Source organism: Acidovorax sp. NO-1 (assembly GCF_000238595.1).
Classification (GTDB): Bacteria; Pseudomonadota; Gammaproteobacteria; order Burkholderiales; family Burkholderiaceae_C; genus Acidovorax.
In genome coordinates, this window is record NZ_AGTS01000002.1 from 70,541 (window position 1) to 95,323 (window position 24,783).

22 protein-coding genes are annotated in these 24,783 nt (G+C 67.2%); 13 read left to right on the top strand and 9 right to left on the bottom strand.

Annotation, left to right across the window (positions count from 1 at the left end):
* Positions 1–9: 9 nt before the first annotated feature.
* A complete protein-coding gene (locus tag KYG_RS00340; RefSeq protein WP_369749565.1) occupies positions 10–387 on the bottom strand; it encodes a hypothetical protein in 378 nt (125 codons plus the stop codon).
* A 6-nt stretch (positions 388–393) separates the two neighbouring features.
* Entirely contained in the window at positions 394–1,146 is a 753-nt protein-coding gene (locus KYG_RS00345) for an IclR family transcriptional regulator (RefSeq protein WP_008902835.1), read from the bottom strand.
* A gap of 90 nt (positions 1,147–1,236) precedes the next feature.
* On the opposite strand from KYG_RS00345, the gene KYG_RS00350 reads away from it, so the two are divergent.
* From KYG_RS00350 to KYG_RS00375, 6 genes are all read left to right on the top strand, one after another.
* The gene (locus KYG_RS00350; RefSeq protein ID WP_008902836.1) at positions 1,237–2,085 is read left to right on the top strand and encodes an SDR family oxidoreductase; all 849 of its coding nucleotides are present in this window, start codon (positions 1,237–1,239) and stop codon (positions 2,083–2,085) included.
* Positions 2,082–3,416 (top strand): NAD(P)/FAD-dependent oxidoreductase, encoded by a 1,335-nt coding sequence (locus KYG_RS00355; RefSeq protein ID WP_008902837.1) that lies wholly within the window; start codon positions 2,082–2,084, stop codon positions 3,414–3,416. Before KYG_RS00350 ends, KYG_RS00355 begins: the two co-directional genes overlap by 4 nt.
* A 181-nt stretch (positions 3,417–3,597) precedes the next feature.
* Positions 3,598–4,533, top strand: a complete 936-nt coding sequence (locus KYG_RS00360; RefSeq protein WP_008902838.1) for a bile acid:sodium symporter family protein — start codon at positions 3,598–3,600, stop codon at positions 4,531–4,533.
* A complete protein-coding gene (locus KYG_RS00365) occupies positions 4,530–5,537 on the top strand; it encodes an NAD-dependent epimerase/dehydratase family protein (protein ID WP_008902839.1) in 1,008 nt (335 codons plus the stop codon). Before KYG_RS00360 ends, KYG_RS00365 begins: the two co-directional genes overlap by 4 nt.
* Entirely contained in the window at positions 5,534–6,469 is a 936-nt protein-coding gene (locus KYG_RS00370) for an EamA family transporter (protein WP_008902840.1), read from the top strand. Before KYG_RS00365 ends, KYG_RS00370 begins: the two co-directional genes overlap by 4 nt.
* Positions 6,470–6,529: 60 nt before the next feature.
* Positions 6,530–7,156, top strand: a complete 627-nt coding sequence (locus KYG_RS00375) for an ATP-binding cassette domain-containing protein (RefSeq protein ID WP_008902841.1) — start codon at positions 6,530–6,532, stop codon at positions 7,154–7,156.
* Between the two features lie 13 nt (positions 7,157–7,169).
* Here the strand turns inward: KYG_RS00375 and KYG_RS00380 are convergent, their stop codons facing one another.
* From KYG_RS00380 to KYG_RS00410, 7 genes are all read right to left on the bottom strand, one after another.
* Positions 7,170–7,997: a LytTR family DNA-binding domain-containing protein gene (locus KYG_RS00380; protein WP_008902842.1), complete on the bottom strand. Its 828-nt coding sequence runs from the start codon at positions 7,995–7,997 to the stop codon at positions 7,170–7,172.
* The gene (locus KYG_RS00385) at positions 7,994–9,085 is read right to left on the bottom strand and encodes a sensor histidine kinase (RefSeq protein WP_008902843.1); all 1,092 of its coding nucleotides are present in this window, start codon (positions 9,083–9,085) and stop codon (positions 7,994–7,996) included. The genes KYG_RS00380 and KYG_RS00385 overlap by 4 nt, the downstream gene beginning before the upstream one ends.
* 8 nt (positions 9,086–9,093) lie before the next feature.
* On the bottom strand, positions 9,094–9,402 hold the full coding sequence (locus KYG_RS00390; protein ID WP_008902844.1) for a 2TM domain-containing protein: 309 nt from the start codon (positions 9,400–9,402) through the stop codon (positions 9,094–9,096).
* 46 nt (positions 9,403–9,448) lie between these two features.
* Positions 9,449–10,501, bottom strand: coding sequence for an alpha/beta hydrolase (locus KYG_RS00395; RefSeq protein WP_008902845.1), 1,053 nt, complete (start codon positions 10,499–10,501; stop codon positions 9,449–9,451).
* 125 nt (positions 10,502–10,626) lie between these two features.
* On the bottom strand, positions 10,627–10,929 hold the full coding sequence (locus KYG_RS00400; protein WP_008902847.1) for a 2TM domain-containing protein: 303 nt from the start codon (positions 10,927–10,929) through the stop codon (positions 10,627–10,629).
* 45 nt (positions 10,930–10,974) lie between these two features.
* Positions 10,975–11,556, bottom strand: coding sequence for a DUF6622 family protein (locus tag KYG_RS00405; RefSeq protein ID WP_008902848.1), 582 nt, complete (start codon positions 11,554–11,556; stop codon positions 10,975–10,977).
* Positions 11,557–11,602: 46 nt separating this feature from the next.
* Complete coding sequence (locus tag KYG_RS00410; RefSeq protein ID WP_008902849.1) at positions 11,603–12,013, bottom strand: DUF2306 domain-containing protein; 411 nt, start codon at positions 12,011–12,013, stop codon at positions 11,603–11,605.
* 320 nt (positions 12,014–12,333) lie between these two features.
* Between KYG_RS00410 and KYG_RS00415 the strand changes: the two genes are divergently transcribed.
* The 7 genes from KYG_RS00415 to KYG_RS00445 all read left to right on the top strand — a co-directional run bounded on the left by KYG_RS00415 (position 12,334) and on the right by KYG_RS00445 (position 24,763).
* Positions 12,334–13,644 (top strand): efflux RND transporter periplasmic adaptor subunit, encoded by a 1,311-nt coding sequence (locus tag KYG_RS00415; RefSeq protein ID WP_034692339.1) that lies wholly within the window; start codon positions 12,334–12,336, stop codon positions 13,642–13,644.
* Between the two features lie 9 nt (positions 13,645–13,653).
* A complete protein-coding gene (locus tag KYG_RS00420) occupies positions 13,654–16,845 on the top strand; it encodes an efflux RND transporter permease subunit (protein WP_034692342.1) in 3,192 nt (1,063 codons plus the stop codon).
* The gene (locus KYG_RS00425) at positions 16,842–20,024 is read left to right on the top strand and encodes an efflux RND transporter permease subunit (protein WP_034692344.1); all 3,183 of its coding nucleotides are present in this window, start codon (positions 16,842–16,844) and stop codon (positions 20,022–20,024) included. Before KYG_RS00420 ends, KYG_RS00425 begins: the two co-directional genes overlap by 4 nt.
* A gap of 8 nt (positions 20,025–20,032) precedes the next feature.
* A complete protein-coding gene (locus tag KYG_RS00430) occupies positions 20,033–21,469 on the top strand; it encodes an efflux transporter outer membrane subunit (protein WP_008902853.1) in 1,437 nt (478 codons plus the stop codon).
* 107 nt (positions 21,470–21,576) lie between these two features.
* Positions 21,577–22,401 carry an undecaprenyl-diphosphate phosphatase gene (locus KYG_RS00435; RefSeq protein ID WP_008902854.1) on the top strand — a complete coding sequence of 275 codons (825 nt, stop codon included), beginning with the start codon at positions 21,577–21,579 and terminating at the stop codon, positions 22,399–22,401.
* A gap of 10 nt (positions 22,402–22,411) precedes the next feature.
* Positions 22,412–23,254: a MipA/OmpV family protein gene (locus tag KYG_RS00440; RefSeq protein ID WP_237707171.1), complete on the top strand. Its 843-nt coding sequence runs from the start codon at positions 22,412–22,414 to the stop codon at positions 23,252–23,254.
* A 177-nt stretch (positions 23,255–23,431) separates the two neighbouring features.
* Positions 23,432–24,763, top strand: a complete 1,332-nt coding sequence (locus KYG_RS00445; RefSeq protein ID WP_008902856.1) for a diguanylate cyclase domain-containing protein — start codon at positions 23,432–23,434, stop codon at positions 24,761–24,763.
* Positions 24,764–24,783 lie beyond the last annotated feature (20 nt).

Sequence of the window (24,783 nt, forward strand, 5' to 3'; positions counted from 1 at the left end):
CTTGGGGATTCAACCCACTTCGAAATCGCCCCGCAGCGCAGCGCAGAAATCTGCGCTGCCGCTGAGGGTGAAGGTGATGGTGGTGCGGGGTGACCCTGGTATCCCGGTCGTTGTGTGGAGTGCCCCGGATGCTTCGTCGAACGACAGTTTCAGAGGCGTGCTTTTCTCCAGCGATCCGTGCAGGTCGTAGTGCCACACCCCGCCGTCCTCCAAAGGGGCACAGGCATCGGGCCAATGCCGGTGCGCCCAGGCCAGCATCGCGCTGATTTCTGCGTGCAACGCAGGAACCTGCGCGGGCGATACGCTCGCCATCGCATCAAAAGTGCCCGTGCCGTCCGCGTCTTCGCTGTAGTCGAAATCCAGGTAGTTCAGGTTCATAGATTGCATTCACGCTCATGTCCAGGTGCGGCCCAGGGCCTGGGCTGCTTCGCTCAGGCGGGGCACCTGCTGCAGCGCCTGGGCGAGTGCCATGCGGGCTGCTGGCGCCTGCAATGCTACGGCGCTGCGCACCGGGCGCCGCCCCCCGGCCAGCACGGGCACGGCCACGCAGACAAGACCGTCCACAAACTCCTCGGCGTCGGTGGCGTAGCCTTGCCGCAGGATCTGCTCCAGCTCGGCCTCCAGGGCGGCGCGGTCGGTCAAGGTGGTGGCCGTGTGGCGGGTCAGTGGCAGGCCGTCCAGGATCGCCGCCCGGCGCGCGGCCGACAGGTGGGCCAGAAACAGCTTGCCGCTGGCCGAGCAGTGGATCGGCACGCGCGTGCCGGGCCGCAGCTCCATGCGCAGCGGAAAGGCCGACTCCACGCGGTCCAGGTAGATCACCTCGGCGCCGCTGAGCGCCGTGAGGTTGCAGCTCTCGCCAATGTCGGCCACCAGCTGGCGCAGCACCGCGTGGCGCACGCCATGCTGCGTGCCTGCACTGAGGGTACTTTCGGCCAGCCTCAGCAGCCGCGGCGCCGGGGTGTAGCGGCGCCCGTCGGGCTCGCGCGCCAGCAGGCCACCGCTTTCGAGCTGGCCGAGCATGCGGTGCACGCTGGGTTTGGGCCAGCCGGTGGCCTCGATGGCATCTGCCAGGCTGAACGGGCGGCCGTGGGCGCACATGATTTCCAGCAGCTCAAACAGGCGCAGGCTGGGGGATGAGTTGGTCATAAATCCCGGAATTCGAGACGAATCCATAAAACATTTCGGGATTATTGGGCATTGTGGCTAAGCTGCAAACCAACATTTCACGGGGTGCTCATGGCGGCGACTTTTCGGAACGCGGTACTCACAGGCGCTTGTGGTGGCCTGGGCCAGGCCCTGGCGCGGGAGCTGATCGGCCAGGGCGCCGCCGTGGCGCTGGTGGGGCTTCACTTGCCCACGTTGCAGGCACTGGCTGCGCTGGCGCCTGGGCGCTGCGCGGTGTACACGCCCGATGTGTCCGACAGCACGGCGATGCAGGCCATGGCGGCCGACTGGATGGCGCGCTCGGGCGCGGTGCCCGACCTCGTCATTGCCAACGCGGGCGTGGCAGGCGGCTTTGACACTGCCGAAGCCGACGACCTCGCGGTGCTGCGCCGTATGCTGGAGATCAACCTGCTGGGCGCGGCCACCACCTTTCAGCCGTTTGTGAAAGCCATGCGCGCTCAGCGGCGCGGCGCCCTGGTGGGTGTGGCCAGCATTGCGGGCTGGCGCGGCATGCCGGGCAACGGTGCCTATTGCGCGAGCAAGGGCGGGCTCATCCGCTACCTGGAGAGCCTGCGTGCCGAGCTGCGCGGCGAATCCATTGTGGTCAGCACGGTGAGCCCTGGCTACCTTCGCACCACGCTCACGGCGGGCAATCGTTTTGCCATGCCGGGCCTGATGGAGCCCGAAGCCGCAGCCCGGGACCTGCTGGCGGGCGTCGCGCAAGGTCGTACCCACATCGTGCTGCCCGCGCGCATCGGCTGGCTGGCCCGCTTGCTGAACCTGTTGCCCGACGCCCTGCACGACCGACTTCTGCTCGGCCAGCCGCGCAAGCCGCGCGTGGGCGAGGCGGGGGCCACGGCCATTCCGGGCCTGCCGTTGCCTGCGGAGACACCGATACACAACGAAAGCAAGAACGCATGACAACGGAGACAACACCCACTGTGGCAGATACCGGCACCCAGATCGCTCTGATAGGCGCAGGCCCCAGTGGCCTGGCGGCTGCGCGCAACCTGCAAAAGCTGGGCGTGCCCTTCCAGGGCTTTGAAGCACACACCGACGTGGGCGGCCTGTGGAACATCGAGAACCCGCGCAGCACGGTCTACGAATCGGCACACCTCATCTCCAGCAAACACACCACAGAATTCACCGAGTTCCCCATGCGGCCCGAGGTGGCCGACTACCCCAGCCACCGCGAGATGCGGCAGTACTTCATGGACTTTGCCGCGCACTTTGGCCTGCGTCCCAGCTACTGGTTTGGCACCCGCGTCTTGAAGGTGGAACCCGTGGGCGAGGGCGCAGCGCCGCTGTGGCGCATCACCTGGAGCCAGCACGGCGGACCCGCGCAGACCGCAGAGTTCAAGGGTGTGGTGATTGCCAACGGCACGCTGGCCGAGCCCAACATGCCGCGCTTTGAAGGCCAGTTTGATGGCGAACTGCTGCACACCAGCGCCTACAAAAGCGCCGAGTTGTTCAAAGGCAAACGCGTGTTGGTGGTGGGCGCGGGCAACTCGGGCTGCGACATAGCCGTGGATGCGGTGCATTACGCGCGCAGCGTGGATCTGTCGGTGCGGCGCGGCTACTACTTCGTCCCCAAATACGTGTTCGGCCAGCCCGCCGACACGCTGGGCGGCAAGTTCAAGATGCCGCCGTGGCTCAAGCAGAAGGTCGACAGCGTGGTGCTGCAGTGGTTCACCGGCGACCCGGCGCGGTTTGGCTTGCCCAAGCCCGACTACAAGATGTACGAGTCGCACCCCGTGGTGAACTCGCTGGTGCTGCACCACCTGGGCCATGGCGACATCCATGTGAAGCCCGACATCGCACGCTTTGAAGGGCATACCGTGCACTTCAAGGACGGTAGCGCGCAAGATTACGACCTGGTGCTTTGTGCCACCGGCTACAAGCTGCACTACCCCTTCATCGACCACAGCCTGCTCAACTGGCAAGGCATGGCGCCGCAGCTGTACCTCAACATCCTGTCGCCGCGTTTCGACAACCTGGCGGTGATGGGCATGATCGAGGCCAGCGGCATCGGCTGGCAAGGCCGCTACGAACAGGCGGCGCTGGTGGCACGCTTTTTCAAGGCGCAGGCTGAGGGGTCGCCGCGTGCCGAGGCCCTGCGCCAGGCCAAGGCCGGGCCTCCACCCGATCTGTCGGGTGGCTTCAAGTACCTCAAGCTCGAACGCATGGCGTACTACGTGCACAAAGACACCTACCGCAACGCGGTGCGGGCAGCGGCCGCTGCCCTGGCATGAAAGCCCCCCTGAGGCGCTGCGCGCCTTCCCCCCGCTCTCGCAGCGCTGCGCACTGCGGGCAAGGGGACGACGCCCTCGCGGCGGGGCGGCCCTTGCTCGGCGTCCCGCGCTGTCGCTGCGACAGTTTCGTGCGTTGCGCGTTTCGCAATACGCGGTGAAGAACTGAACTCAAAGGTTATCTATGCTGCCCGTCGACGAAATACGCCTCAACTTCAACCCCGCGTCCTTGGTGGCGCTCAACGTGGTGCTGGGCTTTCTCATGTTCGGCATTGCGCTCGATACGCGCGTGGCCGACTTCAAGCGCGTGCTGCGCATGCCCGGTGCGATGGCGGTGGGCATCGCCGCCCAGTTCATCGTGCTGCCTGCAGTGACCTTTGTGCTCACGCTGCTCCTCAAACCCGGCCCCAGCATTGCGCTGGGCATGATCCTGGTGGCCTGCTGCCCGCCGGGCAACGTGAGCAATATCCTCACGCACCGTGCGGGTGGGAATGTGGCGCTGTCGGTGTCGATGACGGCAATCTCGAACGCGCTGGCCATCGTGCTCATGCCGCTCAACTTTGCCTTTTGGGGCGGCATGCACCCCACGGCGGCACCGCTCTTGCGCAGCATTGCGCTCGACCCGCTGGAGATGGCGGCGCACATCGTGGTCATCATCGGGCTGCCGTTTGTGTTCGGCATCCTGTGCGCCGAGAAATTGCCACGTTTCACGAAACGGGTGACCAAGCCCGTGCGCATCCTGAGCTTTGTCTGCCTGATCGGTTTCATCGTCGGCGCCGTGGCGGGCAACTGGCGCTACTTCTTGGACTACGTGGGGCTGGTGCTGCTGGCCGTGGTGTTGCATGACGCGCTGGCTTTTGGCACCGGCTATGCCTGCGCGCGGCTCAGTGGCTTGCCGGACTATGACCGGCGCGCGGTAAGCATTGAAGTGGGTATCCGCAACGCCGGGCTGGGCCTGGTGCTGATCTTCAGCTTCTTTGGTGGCCTGGGCGGCATGGCGGTGGTAGCGGGTGTGTGGGGCTTCTGGGACATCATCGCGGGCCTGGCGCTGGCGGGGTGGTGGGGGCGCAAGCCCGCCGTGGTGCCCTTGGTAGCCGCAGCCAAGGAGCACGGCGCATGACGGACTCTGCATTGATGTCGCGCCGCATTCTGGTGACCGGGGCCGACGGCTTTCTGGGCCGGGGTGTAGTGGCCGCGCTTGCGCGCGAGGGGGTGCACACGCTGGTGGCGGCCGATGTGCGCGAGGTGCCTGCCGAGCGCCGCCTACCCGGCGTGACCTATCTGGTGCAGGACGTGCGCGACCCGGCACTGGTGCAGACGCTCGCCGACCATGCCATCGACAGCGTGGTGCACCTGGCCTCCATCGTCACGCCGGGCAAAGGCTCCAACCGCGAGTTTGAGTATTCCGTGGATGTGCTCGGCAGCAAGAATGTGCTCGATGCCTGTGTGGCCACGGGGGTCAAGCACATCGTGGTCAGCTCCAGCGGCGCGGCCTATGGCTACCACGCCGACAACCCTGCCTGGCTGCGCGAGACCGATGCGCTGCGCGGCAATGAGGTGTTTGCCTATGCCCACCACAAGCGGCTGGTCGAGGAGATGCTGGCGCAGTACCGCGTCGACCACGCCGCGCTGGCGCAGACGGTGCTGCGCATCGGCACCATCCTGGGCGAGCGGGTGGACAACCAGATCACCGCGCTGTTCGACAAACCGCGCCTGCTGGCCATCCGTGGCAGCGAGAGCCCGTTTGTTTTCATCTGGGATGAGGACGTGACCGGCGCCATCCTGCATGCGTTGCGCACACAGCGCGCTGGCTGTTTCAACCTGGCGGGCGATGGTGCGCTGCCGCTGCGCGAGATCGCCTGGCGCCTCGGTAAACCGGTGCTGGAGTTGCCTGCGGGCCTGCTGCGTGCCGCGCTGGCGGTGGGCTCCGCGCTGGGCCTGAGCCGCTACGGGCCCGAGCAGCTGGACTTTCTGCGTTACCGCCCCGTGCTGCTCAACACCGCGCTCAAGGAGGTGCTGGGCTACGCGCCCGGCAAGACCAGCGCTGAAGCGTTCGAAGCCTTTGTGGCTGCCCGGGCGCGCCAAGGGCGGCCGGTGGCTGCGGCTGCGGCGGTGGCTGCATGACGGCGCGGACACTGAGCCGTGGCGACCTGCTGCGCGCGCTGGCCGTGGTGGTCATCTGGGGGCTGAACTTTGTGGTGATGAAGCTGGGCTTGCAGGGGCTCAGCCCCATGCTGCTGGGTGCCCTGCGTTTCAGTGCGGCATCCCTGCCATTTCTGCTGTTCGTGCCCCGCCCATCCATGCCCTGGCGTTTTGTGGTGGGCTACGGGCTGGCGCAGGGGCTGGGGCAGTTCGGCTTTCTGTTCTTGGGGCTGCAGCTGGGCATGACGGCGGGCATGGCGTCGGTGGTCATGCAGACGCAGGCGTTTTTTACGCTGCTGCTGGCTGCACCGCTGCTGGGTGAGCGCGCCAAACCCTGGCAGTGGTGGGGTCTGCTGCTGGCGTTTGGCGGGCTCATGACGATTGGTCTTGCCCATGGAGAAGGGCCCGGGCAGATGACGCTGGCCGGTTTTGTGCTCACCCTCGGCGCGGCCTTCATGTGGGCGGTGTCCAACCTGGTGGCGCGCCGCGCTGCGCAGGCAGGGGCTTATGCGCCGTTTCCGTTCATCGTGTGGAGCAGCGTGGTGCCCATCGTTCCGTTCTTTGCGCTGGCGGTGTGGATCGAAGGCGCCAGCGGTGTCGTGGCGCAATTGCAGGCGGTGGACGGCAGGGCCTTGCTCGCAGTGCTTTACCTCGCATTGCTGGCCACCTTGCTGGCCTACACGCTGTGGACGCAGCTGCTGCAACGCCACGCGGCCGGGCGGGTGACGCCGTTTTCGCTGCTGGTGCCGGTGGTGGGGCTTTGGGCTGCATACGCTTTTTTGGGCGAGACACCCTTGCCTCTGCAGTGGGCGGGCGCAGCCGCCGTGTTGTGTGGCCTGGTGGTCAACCAGACCGGTGGCTGGCTGTGGGCACGGTGGCGGCGCAAAGCCGAGACCCACTCGACCGCTCTCTAGAATCCTGGACCGGCGCAGGCTTGTACGGAATGTCCTGCGCAACATACCCAAGGAAGCAGGATGTCTGAGAACGTGGTGTTGCAGGTGGATGGGCTGTGTTTTGCCTATCCCGAATGTGGGGTGCTCAACCAGTGGTCGGTGGCGCTGCCCGCAGGCCTGGCGCTGGTGCGTGGCGACGAAAGCAGTGGCAAGACCACGCTGCTGCGCCTGCTGGCGGGTGAACTCACGGCGCAGGCCGGGCGCATCACGCTGCAGGGTGTGCGCCTGAGCGACACGCCCAAGGCCTATGCGCAAAAAGTCTTCTGGGTCGACCCCCGCTCGGGCGATCTGGACAAGCTCACGGCCCGGGGCTGGCTGGACACCTTGCCCGCCCGCTACCCCCAGTGGGACGCCGCAGCCCTGGCGGCGCACATCGAGGGCTTCACGCTGCACGAACACCTGGACAAGCCGTTCTACGCCCTCTCCACCGGCAGCAAACGCAAGGTGCTGATGGCCGGTGCGCTGGCGTCGGGCGCGCTGCTCACGCTGATCGACGAGCCTGTGGGCGGGCTCGACAAGCCGTCGGTGGCTTACCTGGCGCGTGCGCTGACGCAGGTGGCTGCCAAGCCGGGGCGCGTGGTGGTGGTTGCGCACTACGAGGCGCTGCCCGGCGTGCCCTGGGGCACGGTGGTAGACCTGCCCGGCTAGACGGATGGGCTGACTACATCGCCTTGAACAGGTGGGCATAAAGCCGGCTTACCGGCAGCTTCTCGGCCCGGCCCGCCAGCTCCAGGTGCAGCTTGCCCGCCTCGTCGCGCGTCACCGTGGTGATGGCGCTGGCGCGCACCAGGGTGCTGCGGTGGATCTGCCAGAACACCTGCGTATCCAGCTGGCCCGTCAGTTCCTTGAGCGGCGTGCGGATCAGATACTCACGCGCTGCCGTGAGCACACGCACGTATTTGTCTGCCGCTTCAAAGTACAGCACGTCGGCCACCGGCACCATGTGGATCTGGCTGCCGCTGCTGGCCTGGATGAGGGTGAGGGGGGCGGTGCTGCTAGGTGCCGCTGCAGCAGGTGGCGAGGCAATGCCGGGCGCTGCCAGCAGATGCCGCAGCTGTTCCATTGTTGCTTCCAAATTGATAGCTGGTTGCGCTTTATTCATAAGCGCTAACTGCAGTTTTTGCACTGTTTTTTGCAGCCGGGCCGCCTGCACGGGTTTGAGCAGGTAGTCCACGGCCTGTGCCTCAAACGCCTGCACGGCGTACTGGTCGTAGGCCGTCACAAACACCAGCGCGGGAAAGGGCCGGTCGGCAGGCCATGCGTCGGCCAGCTCCACGGCGGCGTCCAGACCGCTCTGGCCCGGCATGCGGATGTCGAAGAACAGCAGGTCGGGCAGCAGCGACAGGGCCTGCTGCACGGCCGATATCCCGTCGCCCACCGTGGCCGCGATCTGCAGCGTAGGCCATGCGTGGGCCAGCTCCTGTTGCAGCGCTGCGGCCAGCAGGGGCTCGTCTTCGGCGATCAGGGCGCTGGGCGGGGCAAACATCATGGTGTGCTCACAGGTTTCTCTAAGGGAAAAGTGACTGTGGCGCTTGTCCCACCTGCGCTGACAGCTATCAATTCGAGAGTTCCCTGGCTGCCGTGCAGGGTGGCCAGTCGCTCGCGCACCTGGGCGAGGCCAAAGCTCTGGCCGGGCCCCGGGGTGGGCAGCGCAGCGGGCAGGCCTGCGCCCGTGTCGTTCACTTCGATGACCAGCAGCGGGCCCGTGGCCCCCGGGCGGGTGCTGGCGCGCACGGCGATGTGGCCGCCCTGCACCTGGGGCTCCAGTCCGTGGCGGATGGCGTTTTCCACCAGGGGCTGCAGCAGCAACGGCGGCACGGGCGCGTCCTGCAGCGCATCGGGCAGCTCCAGCGTGTAGGCCATGCGTGGTCCCATGCGCACGGCCATGAGTTCCAGGTAGTCCTGCAGCCGCGCAAACTCCGCCGACAGCGGGTGCCGTGTGCTGCGCGACGCCGCCAGCGTGGCGCGCAGGTAGCCGATCATTCGGTCCAGCATGTGCTGCGCGCGGGCGGGGTCGCTGCCGATCAGCACGCGCAGGTTGGCCAGCGTGTTGAACAGCATGTGCGGCTCCAGCTGCGTTTCCAGCAGCTTCAGGCGCGCGTCGTTGGCGTGCATGCGCGCCTCGGCCATCTTGTCTTCCAGGTAGGCCGACTTGTGGATGGCATAGAAGTAGTAGGTGCCCACCAGCCCGGCAATTGCCGTGATGAGGATGGAGGTGCGCTGGTCTGCGCCCGACAGCGAGGCGCCCGCGGGGTAGAAGTGGAAGTAGTACACGCACAGCGCATCGGCCAGCAGCGTGCCCGCCACATATCCCAAGACGATGCCCGCCGCCACCAGTGCAATGCCTTGCCAGCCCTGGGGCCAGCCGGTTTCGGCGGCCGAGGGCAGCAATTCGCGCCCCAGGTCAATGATGGCCCAGGTGAAGCTGCCGATCAGCACCGAATACACCACCGGCGGCCCGTAGGGTTTGTCGGGCATGAAGGCGTACTGCAGGGTGGCCACCACCAGCGTGAAGGCCAGCACCTGAAGGTAGTGGCGCAGCTTGGTGATGCCGTTGAACGGGCGCTGCAGCAGCATGGCGCGGGCTACTCGCGGGGCTGCTTCTTGGCCTGCTCACGCTGCAGCGCATCGCGCTCACGCTGCACCATGCGTTCCCGCAGGCCGCTGCCGCCGCCCAGCAAAAACACCGACACCCCGTGCAGCGCCAGACCCAGCCCCCAGCCCAGCAGCGGGTACACCGACCACGGCCGTGTGCCGAACCCATGGCGCGACAGAGCAAACAGCAGCGCGTTGACGAGCACGAACACAATGGCGTGCACATACCAGCCCAGCTTGGCATTGGCGCGCCGCTGGGCCAGCGCTTCGATCTCTTCGGTGCTCAGGGGGGAGGGCATGGTGGTGGGTCGATGCTGGATGGCGCTGCAGAGATTCTAGGCGGGGCTATGCCGGGCAGGCGTGCTGCGCCACGGCGGCCACGGCCTGGGCATCCAGCGTGAGGCCCATGTGGTTCACGCCGGGCACGAGAGTGACGGGAACATGCTTGCCGGACTGGGCAAACAACGCGGCATAGCGGTCGGCATAAAACAGTTCATCGTCCTGCCCGGCCACGATGCACACGCTGCCCCGGGCGCTCCGGATGTTGCTGGCGTAGTCGAGCTGCGGGCGGAAGTTCATCGCCAGGCTGTAGGAGTAGCTGGGCGTCAGGCCCGCGCGCGATGCTTCGTCCAGCGCAAAGCGCAGCACCGGCAGGTGGTTCCACTGCGTGATGCCCGCGCGGTTGAGCAGCGTGAGCGCGATCAGCCGGGGTACGCCCACTGCTGCCCAGCCGCCTGCGTCGGGGCGCGCCGTGGGGGCATCCTGGTGGATGAAGGGCGACAACAGCACGTAGTGGTCGAACCGCGCCTGCCGCTCCCCGCCCGCAAACCGCAGGGCAAACCCGCCGCCTGCAGAAAAGCCCATCAGCGTCTGCGGGCCGGCGTGGGGCACGGCGTTCAGGAAGTCCTCCACATCGTCTTCCAGCTGGCCGATGTACGCCACGTGCCCGCGCGGGCCGGATTCACCATGGCCGCGCATGTCGAGCGCGGCTACCGCGTACCCCTGGGCTGCCAGGGCGCTTGCCAGCACATGCAGCGACCGCGCGCGCGATGACGAGCCGTGGACCAGCACCACGCGCCGTACCGGCGCACCTTCCGCAGTGGCGCCAGGTGCAGGCGCGTAGCCGTACCAGGCGAGCGGGGTGCCATCACGTGCCGTGAAGCGCTGCGCAGGCGGGACGCGGCTGAAGTCCACCTTCTCAAACGGGTTGTTGACGCTAGCCAGCGGCGCAATGTCGCGCGGTCCGCCCAAGACAAGGGCAGAGGCCAGCACGGCCACGAAGGCGATCAAAACCAGGGCAAAGGTCACGAGCATGGGGGTGATGCGGCGCTGCCGCAGGAGGGAGGGCCGCGCCATGGTACCGAGCAGCCCAAGGGAAATGGCGGAGATGAGCAGCATGGGGGGGAGCCGTTCAGTGCGGCGCTGCCGCAGCAGCCACGGGCAGCAGGTGCTGGGCAAGGAACGCCGCCATGCGGTCGACCAGACCGGGGGGGGTGTAGGGCATGGGTCCATCTCCTCAGGGTTCAGCTGCCAGCGCCCGGTTGCCGGGCCACGCGCTTGCGTTCGGCCTGCACCATGCGGTCGTAAATGCCTGCGCCGCCGGTGGTGATGAACACCACGGCGCCGTGCACCGCCAGCCCCACCCCCCAACCCAGCAGGGGGAACACAGCCCAGCCCCGGCCGCTGGATAGGGACAGGGTCACCAGCAGCGTGTTGACCAGCAGGTAGACGATGACATGGACCAGCCAGCCCAGCTTGGCGCTGGCGCGGCGGCGGGCCAGGCGTTCGGTGGCATCGGCGGGGTCAGAGAGTGTGTTAGAGCGCATGGTGAGTGTCTCGCTGGAAAAAAGGTGTGAATCAGGAAGCCACGCTCAGGCGGTGGGGTGGGCCAGGCCGGTGGGCGCCTGCTGCGCCGTGCTGCCCCGGACGAGACGCCACAGACGCAGAGCGCGGGCGGCAAACAGGCCGTTGAAAATGCCATACAGCGTGCCGATCTGCAGGGCAAACTCGCCACTGGCGGCGAGTGTGGGCTGCAGCGCCAGCTCCACACCCACAAAGTACTTGGTCAGGAAGATGGCCATGATGAGCGCCATCGGCATGGCGCTGCCAGGGATCCAGAAGCTCCGCGCCTGCGGCAGGTACTGCGTGTTGGCAGGGGCTGTGGGCTGGAACCACAGGGCCATCGCTGCCAGGGCCGTGGCCGCCACCAGCCACGCGCCCAGCGCCGTGGTGGCCTGCCCTGCGGGTGCAAAGGCCGAGGCTACGCCATAGACCGACAGTGCCGCCATGGCCAGGGGCGTGGCCAGTGCCCGCACCCGCCCCACCGGGCGGTCGCGCAGCTGGCTGGCACCCAGCCACAGCAGGCCGGCCAGCAGGCCCCAGACCCAGGTGGGTGTGCGCTGGAGGATGGGCCCCAGCGTCTGGGGCTGTTGGATGATCAATTGCATCAGCATGGTGAAGTTCCTGAAAGAGGTTGGCCAGGGGTCGATGGCGGTGGGGTCAGATCACGCCCAGTGCGGACCACAGGGCATGGCCCAGGACGCGCTCGGGCAGCAGCGTGAAGACGCCCGCCGTCACGCAGGCGCCGAAGTACAGGCCCTGCATGGTCTTGCGGTGGGCGGAGATGTTGCCCCGCGCCAGGTAGATGAACGAGCCCACCAGGCCGAACAGCGTGACGGGCACGAGCAGATGGATGACGCCAAAGCCGGCCAGGCGCGGACCCACGCTGCCACTGATGAAAAGGGCGGATACCGCCGTGGTCGCCATCAGCGTGACCCAGGCGTAGCCTGCCGCGCGGTGCAGGCGAGGGCGCTGCTGCCGGCCCTTGCGGGCCCAAAGGGCCAGCGGGCCGATGGCGGTGGCAGCCACGGCTGCGGCCAGGTGGATGGCGATGGCGGGGGTGAGCTGCATGATCGTGTCCTCGGGGCGGGTGTCGGTGCGATGGGCCGGACTGTGCCCGCCCGACCCCGGCGGCGCCACCGGCGTGCGATGAAATGGCGGGTCGGCGCCGTGAAATGCACATGCGTGGCGCGACCTGCGGGGCCAAACGCGGCTCGCTGTCGCCGGCACAAGCGTTTTGACCCCAAGGTTTACTTTTCTTCGCACGGCATTCAAGGCAGAGGCGGGGCTGACCCTCTACGATTCGGTACGGCGCGGGTCCATGGCATTCCATAGAGGCCATTGCAGCGACGCGCAAGGCCCGCCGCCCCAGAACCCGAATCAGGACCGCCATGAACCCGCAAGAAGTCAACGCGCCCCCATCTGCCCCCCAGCCACCAGACCCCCTCCACAAACCGCGCAGTCGATCCCGATGGGCGGGGAGCTTGCTGGCGCTGGCGCTGGTGGCCCTGGTGGGCGCCGCGGCGTGGTACCTCATTCAGCGGGCCAATGGTGAATCGGGTGGGCCCCCGGGCTTTGGTGGCGGCGGACGTCCCATGGTGACGGTGGGCGATGCCGCGGTGCGCAAGGCCGAGCTGCCCGTGGTCATCGACGCGCTGGGCACCGTCATCCCCGCCACCACCGTCACGCTGCGCCCCCAGGTGTCCGGCATGCTCACCCAGGTGCTGTTCACCGAGGGACAGATGGTCAGGAAGGGGCAGCTGCTGGCCCAGATCGACCCCCGGCCTTTCGAGCAGGCCCTGATGCAGGCCCAGGGCACCCGCCAGCGGGACGAGGCGCAGCTGGAAAACGCGCGTCTGACCCTTGCGCGCTATCGCACGCTGCTGTCGCAGGACTCGATTGCCCGCCAGGACGTGGACACCCAGGCCGCACTGGTCAAGCAGCTGGAAGGCACGGTAATGACCAACCGTGCGCAGGAGAGCGCGGCCCGCTTGAACCTGGACTACACACGCATCACGGCGCCCGTGTCGGGCCGCATCGGCCTGCGCACCGTGGACGCGGGCAACTACGTCACCTCGGGCGATGCCGCTGGCCTTGCCACCATCACGCAGGTGGCGCCGATTGACGTGCAGTTCTCGGTTCCGCAGGACCGCGTGGGGGACATTCTGGCTGCCCAAGCCGATGCGACGGCGCTGGCCGTGACGGCGCTGGACCGCACGCGCAAGGCCGAGCTGGACAAGGGCCGCTTCTCCACGCTGGACAACCAGGTGGACACCACCACCGGCACCGTCAAGGCCAAGGCACGGTTTGACAACGCTGCAGGCACGCTGTTTCCCAATCAGTTCGTGAACGTGCAGCTGCTGCTGCGCAATGTTCCGGCGGTGGTGGTGCCTGTCACCGCAGTGCGCACGGGCGCCAATGGCGACTATGTATATGTGATCAACGAAGACCGCACGGTGTCGCTGCGAAAGGTCAAACGCGGGCAGGCCACGGTGGGGCTGATTGCCATCGTGGAAGGCCTGCAGGAGGGCGAGCGGGTGGTGACGGAAGGCGGTGACCGCTTACAGGACGGCATGGCCGTGCAGCTGCCGGGCGCCGCAGGCGCCCGGGGGCCGCGCAATGGCGCATCCGCGCCCCGCGGAGGTGCTTCGGCGCCGGGGGAAGGCGGCCAGCGCCGCCAGCGCCCGCCGCAGAACCCTTGAAGGGGCAGCATGAGTCCTTCGCGTCCGTTCATTGAAAGGCCGGTGGCCACGGCGCTGCTGATGGTGGCCATCGTGCTGGCTGGGCTGGTGGGTTTCCGCTTTCTGCCGCTGTCGGCCTTGCCGGAGGTGGACTACCCCACCATCCAGGTCCAGACCTTGTACCCGGGTGCCAGCCCCGAAGTGATGAGCCGCACGGTGAGTGCCCCGCTGGAGCGCCAGTTCGGCCAGATGTCGGGGCTCGAGCGCATGGCGTCCACCAGCGCGTCGGGGGTATCGATCATCACGCTGCAGTTCAGCCTGGGGCTGGCGCTGGATGTGGCCGAGCAGGAGGTGCAGGCGGCCATCAATGCGGGCAATTCACTGCTGCCCGCAGACCTGCCCGCGCCCCCGGTGTATGCCAAGGTGAACCCTGCCGACGCACCGGTGCTGACGCTGGCCATCAGCTCCGACACGCTGCCGCTGACCGAAGTGCAGAACCTGGTGAACACGCGCCTGGCCCAGAAGATCAGCCAGGTGGGCGGCGTGGGCCTGGTGTCGCTGGCGGGCGGTCAGCGCCCGGCGATGCGCATCCAGGCCGACACCAGGGCGCTGGCCTCGTACGGCATCGGCCTCGACACCTTGCGCACGGCCATCACATCGGCCAATGCCAACAGCGCCAAGGGCAGTTTTGACGGGCCCCAGCGGTCCTACACCATCAATGCCAACGACCAGCTCCTGACGGTGGACGACTACAGGAACCTCATCGTCTCCTGGCGCAATGGGGCGCCCGTGCGCATGCTGGACGTGGCGCGGGTGGTGGAAAGCGCCGAGAACAACCGGCTGGGCGCTTGGGCTGGCCTGAGCGCCGCGCCGGGCCGCCCCAAGCAAGCGAACGCTCCCTCGGGGGGCAGCGAACCACGCGAAGCGGGGAGTGTGGGGGCCACGCTGACCCCCGCGATTATTTTGAACGTGCAGCGCCAGCCAGGCGCCAACGTGATCGCCACAGTGGACAACATCAAGAAGCAGCTGCCCGAGCTGCAGGCCGGTCTGCCCGCCTCGCTCAAGGTCGAGGTGCTGTCAGACCGCACCAAGGGCATCCGGGCCTCGGTGCACCATGTGGAGATGGAGCTGGCGCTGGCCGTGCTGATGGTGGTGCTGGTCATCTTCTTCTTTTTGCACAGCCTGCGCGCCACCATCATTGCCAGCCTGGCGGTGCCCATCTCGCTCATCGGGACCTGCGGCGTGATGTACCTGCTGGGCTACAGCCTGAACAACCTGAGCCTGATGGCGCTGACCATTGCCACCGGCTTTGTGGTGGACGACGCCATCGTGATGATCGAGAACATCGCCCGCTACCTCGAAAAGGGCGAGCCGCCGTTCCAGGCCGCGCTCAAGGGTGCCACGCAGATCGGCTTCACCATCATCTCGCTCACGGTGTCGCTGATCGCGGTGCTGATCCCGTTGCTGTTCATGAGCGATGTGGTGGGACGGCTGTTCCGCGAGTTCGCGGTGACCCTGGCCATCACCATCCTGATCTCGGGCGTGGTATCGCTCACCCTGGTCCCCATGATGGCGGCGCGCTGGCTGCGTGCCGAGCCGGAGGGCGGTCCCGGCGGCCTGGCCGGGCGCATCAACCGGGGCTTTGACTGCGTGATTGCCGGCTATGACCGCTGGCTTCAATGGGTGCTTCGGCACCAGGGTGCCACCCTGCTGGTGGCCGTGCTGACGCTGGCGCTCACGGCGCTGCTGTATGTGGTCATCCCCAAAGGCCTCTTCCCCACGCAGGACACGGGCCAGCTGCAGGCGCGCATCGAGGCCTCGCAGGATGTATCGTATGCGCGCATGAGCGAGCTGCAGCAGGCGGCGGCGCGGGCCATCCTGCAGGACCCGGACGTGGAGTCGCTGAGCTCGTTTGTAGGGGTGGATGCGGCCAACAACACCATGCTGAATGCGGGGCGCATGCTCATCAACCTCAAGCCACGTCGCGATGATCAGGCTGCGATCATCGAACGGCTGCGCCAGCGGGTCCAATCGGTGGCGGGGGTCACCCTCTACCTTCAGCCCACACAGGATCTGACGATCGACGCGGAAACCGGGCCCACGGAATACCGCCTGTCGATTGGCGGTGTGGATTCCGCCCAGGTCAACGCCTGGACGCACAAGCTGGTGGAGCGCCTGCAAACCGTGCCGCAGGTGCGCAATGCCACCACCGATGCGGGCGCACAGGGTTTGTCGGCCTATGTGGACATCGACCGCAACACCGCGTCACGCCTGTCGGTCACGGCCAGTTCGGTGGATGACACGCTTTACAGCGCGTTCGGCCAGCGCATCGTCTCCACCATCTTCACGGAAACCAACCAGTACCGTGTGATCCTGGAGGCGCAGCAGGAGCACCTCGCCTCCCCCGAGGCGCTGGGTACGTTGCAGCTGCGCACCGGGTCCGGTGCTCCCACGCCGCTGTCGGCAGTGGCCACCATCCGTGAGCAGCTCGCGCCGCTTCAGATCACGCGTGTGGCGCAGTACCCGGCAGCCACGCTGGGTTTTGACAAGGCCGGGGGAGTGTCCCTGGGCCGCGCGGTAGACGCCATCCGGGCGGCCGCGCAAGAGATCGGCCTGCCGCAGGGACTGACGATGGAGTTTCAGGGTGCCGCTGGCGCCTACGAAAAATCGCTGTCCAGCCAGCTCTGGCTCATTCTGGCGGCCATGGTGTGCGTATACATCGTGCTGGGGGTGCTGTACGAGAGCTACATCCATCCGGTGACCATCCTCTCCACCCTGCCGTCGGCCGGCGTGGGTGCGCTGCTGGCGCTGATGCTCACCGGCAACGACCTGGGGGTGATCGGCATCATCGGCATCATCCTCCTGATCGGCATCGTGAAGAAGAACGCGATCATGATGATCGACTTCGCCATCGACGCCGAGCGCAATCAGGGCATGGGGCCCGAGCAGGCGATCCACCAGGCGGCGCTGCTGCGTTTTCGGCCCATCCTCATGACCACGCTGGCGGCGCTGTTTGCAGCTCTGCCGCTGATGCTCGGCTGGGGCGATGGCGCCGAGCTGCGCCGGCCGCTGGGGCTGGCCATCTTCGGCGGGCTGATCCTGAGCCAGTTGCTCACATTGTTCACCACGCCGGTGATCTACCTGGCGTTTGACCGCCTGGGGCGCCGGGCGACCGGCCGGGGGACTGCGGCGGCACCGCTGCAGGCGGGGGAGCCGCAGTGAATCTTTCGCGCCCCTTCGTCGAGAGGCCTGTGGCCACAGCCCTGCTCACCATCGGTGTGGCGCTGGCGGGCATTGCAGCGTTTTTTGTGCTGCCGGTGGCGCCCCTGCCGCAGGTGGACTACCCGGCCATTTCGGTATCGGCCAGCCTGCCCGGTGCCAGCCCGGAAACCATGGCTACCAGCGTGGCGACGCCGCTGGAGCGGCGGCTGGGCGTGATTGCCGGGGTCAACGAGATGACATCGACCAGCTCCAACGGGTCTGCCCGCGTGAGCCTGCAGTTTGATCTGAACCGCGATATCGACGCAGCGGCCCGCGAGGTGCAGGCGGCCATCAACGCCTCGCGGGCCGACCTGCCCGCCACGCTGCGCAGCAACCCCACCTACCGCAAGCGCAACTCGGCGGCTTCGCCCGTCATCATCCTGGCGCTCACGTCCAAGACGCGCACGCCCGGCGAGATCTACGACGCGGTCTCCAACGTGGTGAGCCAGCGCCTTTCGCAAGTGGATGGGGTCGGCGAGGTGGAAATCGGCGGCGGCTCGCTGCCCGCCGTGCGCGTGGAGCTGCTGCCGTTTGCGCTCAACCGCTACGGCATCAGTACCGAGGATGTGCGCGCGGCGATCCAGGCGTCCAACGCCAACCGCCCCAAGGGCGCCATCGAAGGCGATGGCCGCCGCCTGCAGATCTACACGCCATCGCCCGCCCGCAAGGCAGCCGAGTACCAGTCGCTGGTGATTGCCTGGCGCAATGGCGCTGCCGTGCGGCTGGGGGATGTGGCCCGGGTGGTGGATGGCGTGGAAAACCGCCGGACCCTGGGCCTGTTCAATGGCGAGCCCGCCATCGTGGTGCTGGTGACGCGCCAGCCCGGCGCCAACATCATCGAAACGGTGGATGCGGTGCGGGCCTTGCTGCCCGATCTCCAGGCCCAGTTGCCCCAGGACATCCAGATTGCCGTTGCGTCCGACAGCACCAACTCCATCCGCTCCTCCCTGCACGAGATCGAGCTCACGCTCATGGTCTCCATCGCCCTGGTGGTACTGGTGGTGGGGCTCTTTTTGCGCAAGGCGCGCGCCACGGTGATTCCCGCGGTGGCCACCGTGGTGTCGTTGCTGGGCACCTTCGGGGTGATGTATTTCCTGGGATTCAGCCTCAACAACCTGAGCCTCATGGCCCTCACGGTGGCCACCGGGTTTGTGGTGGATGACGCCATCGTGGTGCTGGAGAACACCATGCGCCACATCGAGGCGGGCATGGGCCGCGTGCAGGCCGCGCTGCTGGGTGCGCGTGAAGTGGGCTTTACGGTGCTGTCCATCAGCCTGTCTCTGGTGGCCGTTTTCATCCCCCTTCTGTTCATGGACGGGCAGGTGGGGCGGCTGTTCCGCGAGTTCGCCGTCACCCTCTCGGTGGCGGTGATGATTTCGCTGGTCATCTCGCTCACCACCACCCCCATGATGTGCGCGTGGTTGCTGCGCGCGCACGACCCTGCCAACGACAAGCCGCCCTCGCGCCTGGCGCGCTGGGCAGAGCGGGGCTACGAGGGCGTGTTGCGGGGCTACGGGCGCAGCCTGGACTGGGCGCTGGCCAGCAAGGGGCTGGTCGTGCTCATCCTCCTGGCGGTGATCGGGCTCAACGTCTACCTGTTTGCCAAGATACCCAAGGGCTATTTCCCCGAGCAGGACAACGGCCAGCTCAACGCCGGTCTGCGGGCGGACCAGAGCATTTCGTCGGATGCGCTGGCGCGCAAGCTTCGTGAGGCGGTGGAGATCATCCGCAAGGACCCCGCCGTGGATACGGTGGTCGGATTCTCGGGCGGCAGCCGTGCCGGAGGGGGCTTCATGTTTGTGAGCCTCAAGCCGCTCAAGCAGCGCACCGACACCACGCCGGCGGTCATTGCCCGCCTGCGCCCGCAGCTCAACCAGATCACGGGGCTGCGCGTGTTTCTGAACCCCGTGCAGGACCTGCGGATGGGCGGGCGGTCCAGCAACTCCACCTACCAGTACACGCTCAAGAGCGACAACCTGGCCGACCTGAAGCAGTGGGCCACGCGCCTGGCCGACAGGCTCAAGGAAGAGGCCCTGCTCAAGGACGTGGACACCGACCAGTCCGAGAACGGCGTGGAAACCTATGTGGAGGTGGACCGCGCCAGCGCATCGCGCCTGGGGGTGAGCTCCACCGCCATCAACAATGCCCTGTACAACGCGTTCGGGCAGCGTTCCGTGGCGACCATCTATGGCGAGCTGAACCAGTACGCCGTCGTCATGGAATGGGCGCCGGAATACACCCGCGGCCCGCCCGCGCTGAATGACGTGTACGTGGCCTCCAACCTGACGGGCGTGACCGGAACGACAGCCAACCCCGGGCAGCGGGGCGCCTCCACCGGCAACGTGATCAGCACGGCGCCTGCCACCATGGTGCCGCTCAGTGCCGTGGCCAGGGTGGCAGAGCGGGCGTCGCCCACCTCCATCAGCCACCAGGATGGCGAGCTGGCGACCACCATCTCTTTCAACATTGACCCGGGCACCTCGCTCGGGCAGGCGCAGCAGGTGATTGCCCAGGCCGAGGCAGACATCGCCATGCCCACCAATGTGCGGGGCAGTTTTCAGGGCACCGCGCTGAGCGCCCAGCAGTCCCAGGGACAGCAGGCGTTTCTGATCCTGGCGGCCATCGTGGTGATCTACATCGTGCTCGGTGTGCTGTACGAAAGCCTGATCCACCCGATCACGGTGCTCACCACCTTGCCCTCGGCCGGCGTGGGGGCTGTGCTGGCGTTGCTGCTGTTTGACATGCAGTTCACCATCATTGCCCTCATCGGCGTGTTCCTGCTGATTGGCATCGTCAAGAAAAACGCCATCATGATCATCGACTTTGCGCTGGAGGCCGAACGCGCCCGGGGCCTGACGGCACTGGCGGCCGTGCGCGAGGCGTGCATGCTGCGGTTTCGCCCCATCCTCATGACCACCATGGCGGCAGCCCTGGGTGCCTTGCCGCTGGCCATCGGGTTTGGACAGGGCTCTGAACTGCGGCAGCCGCTGGGCGTGTCCATCATCGGCGGCCTGATTGCCAGCCAGTTGCTCACCCTGCTGACCACACCGGTGGTCTATGTGCTGCTGGACAGACTGCGCAGACCCGCCCCCAACGAACACCAACTGAGCCGCGCCGCAGTCCCTGGCGCCGCCACCTGATTGCGCCCATGAACCGTCTTTTCACCCCCTCCGACGCCGGCGCGCGCGCTGCACGCCGGGTCAGCCTCGGGCTGGCGTTGGCTCTGCTTTCTGCCTGCTCCGTCACCACGCCCTACCAGCGTCCCGAGTTGCCGGTGCCGGCCGCCTTCAAGGAGGCCGGCGCCACCTGGGTGCCCGCCGCGCCCGCCGATGCGCTGGATCGTGGCCCGTGGTGGGAGCTGTTTGGAGACGCCGAGCTGAACCGGCTGGCAGAGCAGGTGCAGCTGTCCAACCAGAACATTGCCGCAGCTGTGGCGGCCTATGCCCAGGCGCAGGCCGTGGTGCGGCAACAGCGCGCAGGGCTGCTGCCCTCCGTCGGCCTGTCGGGCGGCGCCACGCGCTCGGGCGGGGAGGGCGCCAGCCGGTCGGGCACCTCTACCCAGGCCGCCCTGGGGGTGGACTGGGCGCCCGATCTGTGGGGGCGGCTTGAAAGCAGCGTCAACAGTGCCCAGGCGAGTGCGCAGGCCAGCGAGGCGGATCTGGCCTCGGCCCGGCTGTCTGCCGTGGGCAGCCTGGCAGCCGCCTACTTCCAGCTGCGCGAAGCCGACGCGGAAATCGGGCTGCTGCAGGCCACGGTGGAGGGCTACGAACGCAGCCTGCAGATCGCCCGTAACCGTTATGCCGCCGGGGTGGTGGCCCAGACCGACGTGCTGCAGGCCCAGACCCAGCTGGCGAACGCGCGGGCCGAGCTGGCCACCGTGCGCCAGAACCGGGCGCGGTTCGAGCACGCCCTGGCGGTGCTCACCGGCAGGGCCCCCGCAGACTTCGCGCTGCCCAGCGCGCCGTGGGTGGCTGAAGTGCCTGCGGTACCGCCGGGCGTGCCCTCGACCCTGCTGCAGCGCCGTCCCGACATTGCGGCGGCGGAGCGGGCGGTGGCAGCGGCCAATGCGCAGATCGGCATTCAGCGTGCGGCCTACTTCCCCAGCCTCAGCCTGGGTGCCACGCTGGGCAGCGGTGGCAGCAGCGTGGCCGATCTGTTCAGGGCCTCGGGCACGGTGTGGTCGCTGGGGCTGTCCATTGCGCAGACGCTGTTTGACGCAGGGGCCACGGCCGCGCGGGTGGACGAGGCGCAGGCCGCAAGCGATGCCCGTGTGGCGGCCTACCGGCAGACGGTGCTGACGGCCTTCCAGAGTGTGGAAGACCAGCTCACGGTGCTGCGCACGCTGCAGGAACAGGAGCCCCTGCGGCGCGAGGCCGTATCGGCCGCCGAGCGCACGGCGCAGCAGCTGCTCAACCGCTACCGTGAGGGGCAGGTGGGTTACACCGAAGTCGTGGCAGCGCAGGTGTCGGCGCTGTCTGCCCAGCGCGCGCTGCTGCAGTTGCAGGTCAACCGCCAGCTGGCCGTGGTGGCGCTGGTGCAGGCCCTGGGGGGCGGGTGGGAGGCGCCGTGGCAAGCCCCTGCCTGAACGCGGGGCAGGGGTGGGTGGGCATATACTCCTGTTTTGATAGCTGTTAGCGCTTGATGGACAAGCGGTAGAGCCTTGTTTTATTCAAATTTTCTCAAGGAGTGTGCGTGGACGTTGTATTGCTGGTCAAGGCCGCCATCATGGGCGTGGTCGAAGGCCTGACGGAGTTCCTGCCCATTTCCTCCACGGGGCACCTGATCCTGGCGGGCTCCCTGCTGGGGTTTGATGACGCCAAGGCCAAGGTGTTTGACATCGCCATCCAGACCGGTGCGATCTTTGCGGTGATCCTGGTGTACTGGCAAAAGATCCGCGCCACGCTGGTGGCCCTGCCTACCGAGCGGCAGGCGCAGCGGTTTGTGCTCAACGTGGTCATCGGTTTTGTACCTGCCGTGCTGCTGGGCCTGCTGCTGGGCAAAGCCATCAAGGCCCACCTGTTCACCCCGGTGGTGGTGGCCAGCACCTTCATCATTGGGGGCTTCATCATTTTGTGGGCCGAGCGCCGATCGCCCGCTGCCACGCGCATCCATTCGGTGGATGACATGACACCGCTGGATGCCCTCAAGGTGGGCCTGGTGCAGTGCCTGGCCATGGTGCCGGGCACCAGCCGCAGTGGCGCCACCATCATTGGCGGCATGTTGCTGGGGTTGTCACGCAAGGCGGCCACCGACTTTTCGTTCTTTCTGGCCATTCCGACGTTGATTGGTGCCGGGGTGTACAGCCTGTACAAGGAGCGTGCGTTGCTCTCCATGGCCGACCTCCCCATGTTCATGACGGGCCTGGTCTTCTCCTTCCTCAGTGCCTGGCTGTGTGTGCGCTGGCTGTTGCGCTACATCAGCACGCACAGCTTTGTGCCGTTTGCCTACTACCGCATCGTGTTCGGCATCATTGTTCTGGTGACCGCGTGGACCGGATGGGTGCAGTGGGCCGACTGATAATCCAGCCATGAACCGTTCAGCCCCCCGTTTGTCCGTTTCCTGCGCCCTGGCGCTGGCCTGCTGGTGGGCGTCGCCCGCTGCACATTCGGAAGAATCCCCCGAGGTTGCGGCGCCGGCCAAACCGGCGTTCAACTATGCACTCGGCGCGATCGCCAGTTCCAGCCCGGACTACGCCGGGGGCGATGGCCGCAAGACGCGCCTTCGGCCTGCCTGGGCCATCGAGTACGGGCGTTTCCGGATCAGTACGTCACGGGGGAGTGCGTTCATGGGGCATGGTCTGGGTCCGCGCGAATCCGGTGCGAGTGCCACCCTGGCGCAGGGAGACCAGTTCCGCCTCAGTGCGTCGCTGCGCATTGACAACGGTCGTGATGGCTCCGATGCGCCGATCCTCGTGGGCTTGCCCTCGGTCCGGTCCACGTTGCGCGCCAGGCTGAGTGCCGGTTACGCGCTGACGCCACGGTGGTCGGTGGGAGCGGGGCTCTCCCAGGACATACTGGGCCGTGACGGTGGCGCGCAGTTGTCCACCAGCGTGGGTTACACCTGGCCCGTGACCGAGCAGACCAAAGTCAGTTTCAGCGCGGGTGCGAGCTTTGGGGACCACACCTACCTGCGCGGCCACTTTGGCGTGCCTGCCGGTGGATCCGGCGCGTTGCCTGCGTTTGACCCCCGCGCGGGGCTGTACAGCGTGGACGCCGGGTTTGAAGTCATGTCGGCCCTCAGTCGCCATTGGGTGGTGCTGGCCGGGGCACGTGTATCGCAGCTTCAGGGCGACGCCCGGCGCAGTCCGCTGACGTTGGAGCCCACGGGGTACTCCGTGTCCGTCGGTCTGGCGTACCGCTGCTGCCGCTGAGTTTTTTCGCCAGGGGGCCGTGCGGCCACGCGGGGTGCGCGGCGGCTGAAAGTGATAAGCTGGCGCGGGCAGGTTGTTGCCCGTAGCAGGGCAACGCAAACGCCGCCACCTCCGCAGGGGCAGAGCGCGGGATGGCCTCTCTTGTCATGACTCTTTCCCCGCCGGGGCCTTCGCCGCATGATGCAACACGAGCCTGAGTTGTCCCAGCCCCCCACGGCCGCTCTCCAGGGTTCCTGGTCCAAGGCGGAGTTGCTGGATGTGATCACACGCAGCGCGGGCGCCACCATGGCCGTCATCGACCGCAGCCTCGTCATGATTTATGTCAACGACGAATACGCCCGGTGGTTTGGCACCGTCCCAGAGCAGCTGATTGGCAAAACGCTGGTCCAGGTGTATGGCGAGTCCGACTGCGCGCGCTTCATGCCCTTTGTGGAGCGCGTGCTGCAGGGCGAACGTGTGCAATACCAGCGCCTTTTGCGCACACCCTACGGCGTGGACGAATGGCGCACCATCTGCCTGACCCCATGGCAGAACCCGCAGGGCATGGTTGAGGGCTTCATCACCACGGCCCTTGACGTGCACGAACTGCAGGTCACCATGAACGCGCTGCGCGCGGCCAACCAGCGCCTGTCCTCGCACATGGAAAACAGCCCCCTCGCGGTGCTGGAGATGGACCACAACCTGCGGCTTCTGCACTGTTCGCAGCGCGCCGTGCAGCTTATGGGTTGGCTCCATGTCGCGGGCCTGGAGGGGCGTCTGCTCACCGAGCTGATGGCACGCTCCTCCCAGGATGAGGGACTTCACCACGCGTTGCAGCGTCTGCAGTCCGGGGAGGAGTCGCAGAACCGCGCCGAGACCTGCTTTGTGCGCGACGACGGCAGCGAGGTGCACTGCGAGTGGTTCAACTCCGCGCTGACCGATGCGCAAGGACAGGTCACATCGATCATGGCGCTTGTCCAGGATGTCTCGGCCAAGATCCAGATCGCCCGCCAGCAGCATTACCTGGCCAACCACGATTCACTCACCGGCCTGCTCAATCGCGCGGCTTTTCAGAGTCGGCTGGAGCAGTCCCTGGCGCAGGTGCGAAGCAGTGCCGGGTCGGTGGCGCTGCTGTTCATCGACCTGGATGGTTTCAAGGGCGTGAACGATGCCGAGGGCCACCGCGCCGGTGATGAGGTGCTGCGAATCGTGGCCCAGCGCATTGCCAGCACGGTGCGCGCGGGCGACACGATGGCGCGGCTGGGGGGCGATGAATTCCTGGTCATGCTCGACCGCGAGGTCACGCGTGATGTGACCGATACCATCGGCCACCGCATCATCGAGGCCCTGCACCAACCCATGGCGGTAGAAGGGCGCGACCTGTACATCGGCGCCAGCATTGGCGTGGCCATGCATCCGCCGCTGGAGGGCGATATCGATGCCCTGATGAACCGGGCTGACCAGGCCATGTATTCGGCCAAGCGGGCCGGCAAGGGCAGGCTCCATTACGCGGAGGCGGCCACGTCCTGACAGCGGCAGCGGCCTGTTCC